We start from the raw sequence: 6,649 nt of genomic DNA, 5'->3' as shown, positions 1-6,649 counted from the left end.
GCTCGCGATAGCGGTGTGTCAGTGAAGTTAATGGTGACTGACACTCCGCTATCGCGAGCAGGCTCACTCCTACAGGGGGTTTGTGGGGATTATTCGCCGGTGGCGATGCCGCGCGCCGGCTCGTTGATCCACTCACTCCACGACCCGGCATACAACGAACCCAACGGATAACCTGCCAGACACAACGCAAACAAGTTGTGACACGCCGTCACCCCGGAGCCGCAATACGCGACCAGATCCGACGGCGAACGATCACCCAGCTTCGCGGCAAAACGCTGCTGCAACTGATCCGCCGGCAAAAAACGCCCGTCGCTGCCCAGGTTATCGGTGAACGCCGCACACTGCGCCCCCGGAATATGCCCGGCCACCGGATCAATCGGCTCAACCTCACCCTTGAATCGCGGCAAGGCCCGGGCATCGATCAAGGTCAACGCTGGCTGGCCGAGACGCTTTTGCAATTTCTCAGCACTGATCAACAAGCCCATGTCCGGCTGACCACTGAAGTTGCCACGAATGACCTCCGGCGCATCCAGACTCAAAGGCAAACCCGCCGCATGCCACGCCTTCAGCCCGCCATCAAGAATAAACACGCCATCACGCTTGCCCAGCCACGCCAGCAACCACCATGCACGCGCCGCATAAGCACCCGGGCCGTCGTCATACAAAACCACGTCACTGTCGTTGTTGATGCCCCACGCTTGCAGCCGCTCGATCAACGCCGCCGGCTCGGGCAGCGGATGACGTCCGGTCACACCCTTGACGACTTTACCGCTGAGATCGCGCTCAAGATCGGCGAAGCGCGCGCCGGCAATGTGCCCCTCGGCGTAGCTGCGCTGCCCATAATCCGGGTCTTCGAGGGCAAAACGACAATCGAGAATCACCAGCCCCGGCTGTTCCTTGCGGGCATCCAAGGCTTGCGGGCTGAGCAACTGCGCAATCGGCATAACGAGCTCCTGTGGAGTTTCAACGGAATGTTTACTTTACGTCTTCGAGGGCCTGGGCCAGCGGTACATAAAACTCGTCGAACAGTGCATTGACCGCATCCCGCGACTCATCAGTGACGAACCCGGCTTCCAGCACCAAGACCTGATACACGCCGCGTTTAACGGCTTGCTCGCTGAGGTGGTTGGAATTCTCGCGGGTGGTGCACAGAAAGCGCACCCACGAGGTCAGGATGATCCACGCGTTGAGGGTCAGCGATTCAATCTGCACACGATCCATCTTGAGGATTCCGGCGGCGACAAAGCCTTCGTAGATCGCCGCGCCCTGAATCACGCAGCGCTGGGAAAAGCGCCGGTAACGCGCGGCCAGCTCCGGGTCGCTGTCGAGCAAATGTTCAAGGTCGCGGTGCAGAAAGCGGTAACCCCACATCGCCGAGAGCAGCTCCTTGAGATAGAAACGCTTGTCCTCGACCGTCGCGGCACGCCCCTGCGGCGGGCGCAGAAAGCTGTCCACCAAGGCTTCGTACTCGCTGAACAGTACCGAGATAATCGCCTGCTTGTTGGGGAAGTGGTAGTACAGGTTGCCCGGAGAAATCTCCATATGGGCGGCAATGTGGTTGGTGCTGATGCTGCGCTCGCCCTGCTGATTGAACAGCTCGAGGCTGTTCTGCACGATGCGCTCGCTGGTTTTTATTCGTGGGGCCATGGCTTGAGCTTTAATTCAGAGTGCGGTGAGGGGCATCTTACGACCTATCCGGAAATGGATAAAACAAAGCTGCACACGGAAGTCATTTGACTTTATAGAGCATAGACTCTAAAAAGTTCATCACTACAATAAATCCGGAGCCTACGATGACTGCCGATATTGCCTACCTGCAAACGCTGCAACAGCCCCTGGAAGAGCTCGATCGGTTATTCGAGGCGCAACGGGCCGCATACGCCGCCAACCCGATGCCGCCCGCCGCGCAGCGCCAGCAATGGCTGAAGTCGTTGCGCGACCTGCTGAGCAATGAACGCCAGGCTTTGATCGAGGCGATCAGCGCGGATTTCAGTCATCGCAGTGCCGACGAAACCCTGCTCGCCGAACTGATGCCGAGCCTGCACGGCATTCATTACGCGAGCAGCCATCTCAAAGGCTGGATGAAGGATTCGCGGCGTAAGGTCGGCGTGGCATTCCAACCGGCTTCGGCGAAAGTCGTGTACCAGCCGTTGGGCGTAGTCGGCGTGATCGTGCCGTGGAATTACCCGTTGTATCTGGCCATCGGCCCGTTGGTCGGCGCGCTGGCAGCGGGCAACCGGGTGATGCTTAAACTCAGTGAATCGACCCCGGCCACCGGGCAGTTGATGAAGGAATTGTTCGCGCGCATCTTCCCCGAAGACTTGGTCTGCGTGGTGCTCGGCGAGGCCGACATCGGCGTGGCTTTCTCCCGCCTGCGCTTCGATCATTTGCTGTTCACCGGCGCCACCAGCATCGGCAAACATGTCATGCGCGCAGCCGCGGAAAACCTGACGCCGGTCACGCTGGAACTGGGCGGCAAGTCGCCGGCCATCGTCTCCCGCGACGTGCCGCTGAAGGACGCCGCCGAGCGCATCGCCTTCGGCAAAACCCTCAATGCCGGGCAAACCTGCGTCGCACCGGACTACGTTTTGGTTCCGGAAGATCGCGTCGGCGGCTTCGTCGAAGCCTATCGCCAAGCGGTGCAGAGCTTCTATCCAACCCTCGCCGATAACCCGGATTACACGGCGATCATCAACGAACGCCAATTGGCCCGCCTCAACAGCTACGTCAGCGATGCGACCAGCAAAGGCGCGCTGTTGATTCCGCTGTTCGAACAAGGTCAGGGCCGACGCATGCCGCACAGCGTGCTGCTGAATGTCAGCGACGACATGACCGTGATGCAGGACGAAATCTTCGGCCCGTTGCTGCCGATCGTGCCCTACCGCGATCTGGAGCAGGCATTCGCTTACATCAATCAGCGCCCACGACCTCTGGCTCTTTACTACTTTGGCTACGACAAACGCGAACAAACCCGCGTGCTGCACGAAACCCATTCGGGCGGCGTGTGCCTGAACGACACGCTGCTGCATGTCGCCCAGGATGATATGCCGTTTGGCGGCATCGGCCCTTCCGGCATGGGCCATTACCATGGCCATGAAGGCTTTCTGACCTTCAGCAAGGCCAAAGGCGTGTTGATTAAACAGCGCTTCAACGCGGCCAAACTGATCTACCCGCCGTACGGCAAATCGATTCAGAAACTGATCCAGAAGCTGTTCATTCGCTAATCATTCGTCACCGCCGGGTAATAAAAACAATGCACCCAAGCCTGACCGAAACACCTGCCCTGTCGCGCCGTGGCCTGCTGAAATTCAGCCTCGGTGCCACGGCCTTCCTCGCCACCGCTGGCCTTGGTGCCAGCCTCAGTGGCTGCTCCTCCAGCGTCGCGGCCAACGGCTTCATCAGCTTGCGCGACGGCGATCTGTTGTTTCTGCGCGCGCTGATTCCGGTGATGCTCGACGGCGCCGTGGCTACTGAAAAGATGCCGAGCGCGGTGGATGGCACGCTGAAGACGCTGGACTACAGCCTCGATCACCTGTCGCCGGAAATGCTCAAACTCACTCGCCAGCTGTTCGACGTACTCGGCATGGCTGTCACGCGCGGGCCGCTCACCGGGATCTGGGGCAGTTGGGAAAATGCCAGCGCCGAGGCGATGCGCAACTTCCTCGATCGCTGGGAAAACAGTTCGTTGAGTTTGTTGAAAATGGGGCATAGCTCGTTGCAGCAAATGGTCACGATGGCCTGGTACACCCGCGCGGAATCGTGGGGGCATTGCGGCTATCCCGGGCCGCCTACCGTCTGAGACCGTGTCGCGCCCTTCGCGAGCAGGCTCACTCCTACAGGGGATTGCATTCCAAATGTAGGAGTGAGCCTGCTCGCGATGAGGCCAGCAAAAACAACAAAAACAAGAGAACCTGACCGATGCCTGTACCCGACCCCTTCCGCGAAGGCCTCGCCCGAGGCTGGAAAACCTACAACGGCGCGCAACTCACCGATAACCTGACCCTCGAAGCCGACGTCGCGATCATCGGCAGCGGCGCCGGTGGTGGCACCACGGCGGAAATCCTCAGCGCCGCCGGCTACAAAGTCCTGCTGATCGAAGAAGGCCCGCTGAAAACCAGTTCCGACTTCAAAATGCTCGAAGACCAGGCCTACAGCAGCCTCTATCAGGAAGGCATCGGCCGCATGAGCAAGGACGGTGCGATCACCATCCTGCAGGGCCGCGCGGTCGGCGGCACGACGTTGATCAACTGGACATCGAGTTTCCGCACCCCGGAACCCACCCTTGAACACTGGGCCACCGAGCACAACGTCAAAGGCCACAGCGTTGCCGAGATGGCGCCGTGGTTCGAGAAAATGGAACAGCGCCTCGGCGTCGCCCCGTGGTTGGTGCCGCCCAACGCCAACAACGACGTGATCCGCAAAGGCTGCGAGCAACTCGGCTACAGCTGGCACGTGATTCCGCGCAACGTGCGCGGCTGCTGGAACCTCGGCTACTGCGGCATGGGGTGCCCGACCAACGCCAAACAATCGATGATGGTCACCACCATTCCGGCAACATTGGAAAAGGGCGGCGAACTGCTTTATCTGGCCCGCGCGGAAAAACTGCTGATCAGCGGCGACAAGGTCACCGGCCTGCAATGCGTGGCGATGGATGAGCGCTGTGTCGCGCCGACCGGGCGCACCATCACGGTCAAGGCGCGGCATTACGTGCTGGCCGGTGGCGGCATCAACAGCCCGGCGTTGCTGCTGCGCTCCGATGCGCCGGATCCGCACAAGAATGTCGGCAAGCGTACATTTCTGCATCCGGTGAACATGTCCGCCGCGCGTTTCGACGAGGTGGTCAACCCGTTTTACGGGGCGCCGCAGTCGATCTATTCCGACCATTTCCAGTGGAAGGACGGCACCACCGGGCCGATGGCGTTCAAACTTGAAGTGCCGCCACTGCACCCGGCACTGGCGGCGACGTTGCTCGGTGGTTTCGGCCAGGAGAACGCGCAGCACATGGCCGACCTGCCGCACACCCACGCCATGCTCGCCCTGCTGCGCGATGGTTTTCACCCGGACAGCAGCGGCGGCGCCGTGGAATTACGCGGTGACGGCACACCGGTGCTCGACTATCAGGTTTCGCCCTACGCCTGGGAAGGTTTGCGCAAAGCGTTCCACGTCATGGCCGAGATCCAGTTTGCCGGTGGCGCGAAATCGGTGATGCCGATGCATGCCGACGCGCGTTACGTGAAAACCCTGGCCGAAGCCCGAACGCTGATCGATGGCCTGAGCCTTGAGCTGTACCGCACGCGATTGGGCAGTGCCCACGTCATGGGCGGTTGCGCGATGGGCGAAGAGGCGAAATCGGCGGTCACTGACAGCCTCGGCCGCCATCATCAACTGAGCAATCTGTCGATCCACGACGGCTCGCTGTTCCCCACCAGCATTGGCGCCAACCCGCAGTTGTCGGTGTATGGCCTCACTGCGCAACTGGCGACCGCCCTCGCCGATCGATTGAAAAACCCATGAAAAAACCGATTATTCCCGTCGTCTATAGTGCTTTCTTACCCAACAGGCGACTTTCCCGACCGGGGCGGCTGCGATACCATCCGACTCCCCAACGGACTCCCGCCAGGACGACGCGATGAACCGAGTGTTGTACCCAGGTACCTTCGACCCTATTACCAAGGGCCATGGCGATCTGGTCGAACGCGCCTCGCGCCTGTTCGATCACGTGATCATTGCGGTCGCCGCCAGCCCGAAGAAAAACCCGCTGTTCCCGCTGGAACAACGGGTTGAACTGGCTCGCGAGGTCACCAAACACCTGCCGAACGTGGAAGTGGTCGGTTTCTCGACGCTGCTCGCGCATTTCGCCAAAGAGCAGAACGCCAACGTGTTCCTGCGTGGTTTGCGCGCGGTGTCGGACTTCGAATACGAATTCCAGCTGGCCAACATGAACCGCCAGTTGGCGCCGGACGTGGAGAGCCTGTTTCTCACACCGTCCGAGCGTTATTCGTTCATTTCTTCGACGCTGGTGCGGGAAATTGCTGCGCTGGGCGGCGACATCACCAAGTTCGTCCACCCTGCCGTGGCCGACGCCCTGACCCTACGCTTTAAAAAGTAGGAGCTGCCGAAGGCTGCGATCTTTTGCTTTTGATCGCAGCCACGCACAGCAGTTGATCGCAGCAACGTGCACTGCGCTCGCCAATGCGGCACAATTGCGCGCATTGATTTATAGCGCCCGGGCCTGCCGCCCCGGCTGGAGTTAGCATGTCCCTGATCATCACCGACGATTGCATCAACTGCGACGTCTGCGAACCCGAGTGCCCGAACGCCGCCATCTCCCAAGGCGAAGAGATCTACGTGATCGACCCGAACCTGTGCACCCAGTGCGTCGGCCACTACGACGAACCGCAGTGCCAACAGGTCTGCCCGGTGGATTGCATCCCGCTGGATGAAGCGCATCCGGAGACTGAAGAGCAGTTGATGGAGAAATATCGCATCATCACCGGCAAGGCCTAAGCCTTCAGCGCTCTTTCGGGCCTCTTCGCGAGCAGGCTCGCTCCCACTTTTGAAATGCGTTCCAATGTGGGAGCGAGCCTGCTCGCGAAGAGTCCATCAGCCACACCGCCAACTCCTGATCAGCACACTCGCGCTGCTCCAA

General features: G+C 60.5%; 7 protein-coding genes. 5 read left to right on the top strand and 2 right to left on the bottom strand.

What is annotated here, in order from left to right; genetic code table 11:
* Nucleotides 1-89 precede the first annotated feature (89 nt).
* Together QMX93_RS29115 and QMX93_RS29110 are read right to left on the bottom strand one after the other, a co-directional pair.
* Complete coding sequence (locus QMX93_RS29115; RefSeq protein ID WP_282359019.1) at nt 90-944, bottom strand: sulfurtransferase; 855 nt, start codon at nt 942-944, stop codon at nt 90-92.
* 31 nt (nt 945-975) lie between these two features.
* On the bottom strand, nt 976-1,647 hold the full coding sequence (locus QMX93_RS29110) for a TetR/AcrR family transcriptional regulator (RefSeq protein ID WP_053124733.1): 672 nt from the start codon (nt 1,645-1,647) through the stop codon (nt 976-978).
* Between the two features lie 146 nt (nt 1,648-1,793).
* On the opposite strand from QMX93_RS29110, the gene QMX93_RS29105 reads away from it, so the two are divergent.
* The 5 genes from QMX93_RS29105 (at nt 1,794) to QMX93_RS29085 (ending at nt 6,507) form a co-directional block, all read left to right on the top strand.
* On the top strand, nt 1,794-3,224 hold the full coding sequence (locus tag QMX93_RS29105) for a coniferyl aldehyde dehydrogenase (RefSeq protein WP_053124735.1): 1,431 nt from the start codon (nt 1,794-1,796) through the stop codon (nt 3,222-3,224).
* A gap of 29 nt (nt 3,225-3,253) precedes the next feature.
* Complete coding sequence (locus QMX93_RS29100) at nt 3,254-3,799, top strand: hypothetical protein (RefSeq protein WP_053124736.1); 546 nt, start codon at nt 3,254-3,256, stop codon at nt 3,797-3,799.
* A gap of 119 nt (nt 3,800-3,918) precedes the next feature.
* Nucleotides 3,919-5,514, top strand: coding sequence for a GMC family oxidoreductase N-terminal domain-containing protein (locus tag QMX93_RS29095; protein ID WP_053124738.1), 1,596 nt, complete (start codon nt 3,919-3,921; stop codon nt 5,512-5,514).
* Nucleotides 5,515-5,629: 115 nt separating this feature from the next.
* Nucleotides 5,630-6,109: a pantetheine-phosphate adenylyltransferase gene (coaD, locus tag QMX93_RS29090; RefSeq protein WP_003176711.1), complete on the top strand. Its 480-nt coding sequence runs from the start codon at nt 5,630-5,632 to the stop codon at nt 6,107-6,109.
* A gap of 146 nt (nt 6,110-6,255) precedes the next feature.
* A complete protein-coding gene (locus QMX93_RS29085; RefSeq protein ID WP_038358877.1) occupies nt 6,256-6,507 on the top strand; it encodes a YfhL family 4Fe-4S dicluster ferredoxin in 252 nt (83 codons plus the stop codon).
* Nucleotides 6,508-6,649: the final 142 nt, after the last annotated feature.

Origin of the sequence: Pseudomonas sp. PS01303 (assembly GCF_029959385.1) — a bacterium.
Classification (GTDB): Bacteria; Pseudomonadota; Gammaproteobacteria; order Pseudomonadales; family Pseudomonadaceae; genus Aquipseudomonas; species Aquipseudomonas rustica.
The sequence above is the reverse complement of the archived record's forward strand: the minus strand, read 5'-3'. Positions and strand labels throughout refer to the sequence as shown.

Bases quoted from the DNA above. Each gene is read 5' to 3' on its own strand.
- QMX93_RS29115 (WP_282359019.1), bottom strand. From the start codon at position 944: ATGCCGATTGCGCAGTTGCTCAGCCCGCAAGCCTTGGATGCCCGCAAG.
- QMX93_RS29110 (WP_053124733.1), bottom strand. From the start codon at position 1,647: ATGGCCCCACGAATAAAAACCAGCGAGCGCATCGTGCAGAACAGCCTC.
- QMX93_RS29105 (WP_053124735.1), top strand. From the start codon at position 1,794: ATGACTGCCGATATTGCCTACCTGCAAACGCTGCAACAGCCCCTGGAA.
- QMX93_RS29100 (WP_053124736.1), top strand. From the start codon at position 3,254: ATGCACCCAAGCCTGACCGAAACACCTGCCCTGTCGCGCCGTGGCCTG.
- QMX93_RS29095 (WP_053124738.1), top strand. From the start codon at position 3,919: ATGCCTGTACCCGACCCCTTCCGCGAAGGCCTCGCCCGAGGCTGGAAA.
- coaD (WP_003176711.1), top strand. From the start codon at position 5,630: ATGAACCGAGTGTTGTACCCAGGTACCTTCGACCCTATTACCAAGGGC.
- QMX93_RS29085 (WP_038358877.1), top strand. From the start codon at position 6,256: ATGTCCCTGATCATCACCGACGATTGCATCAACTGCGACGTCTGCGAA.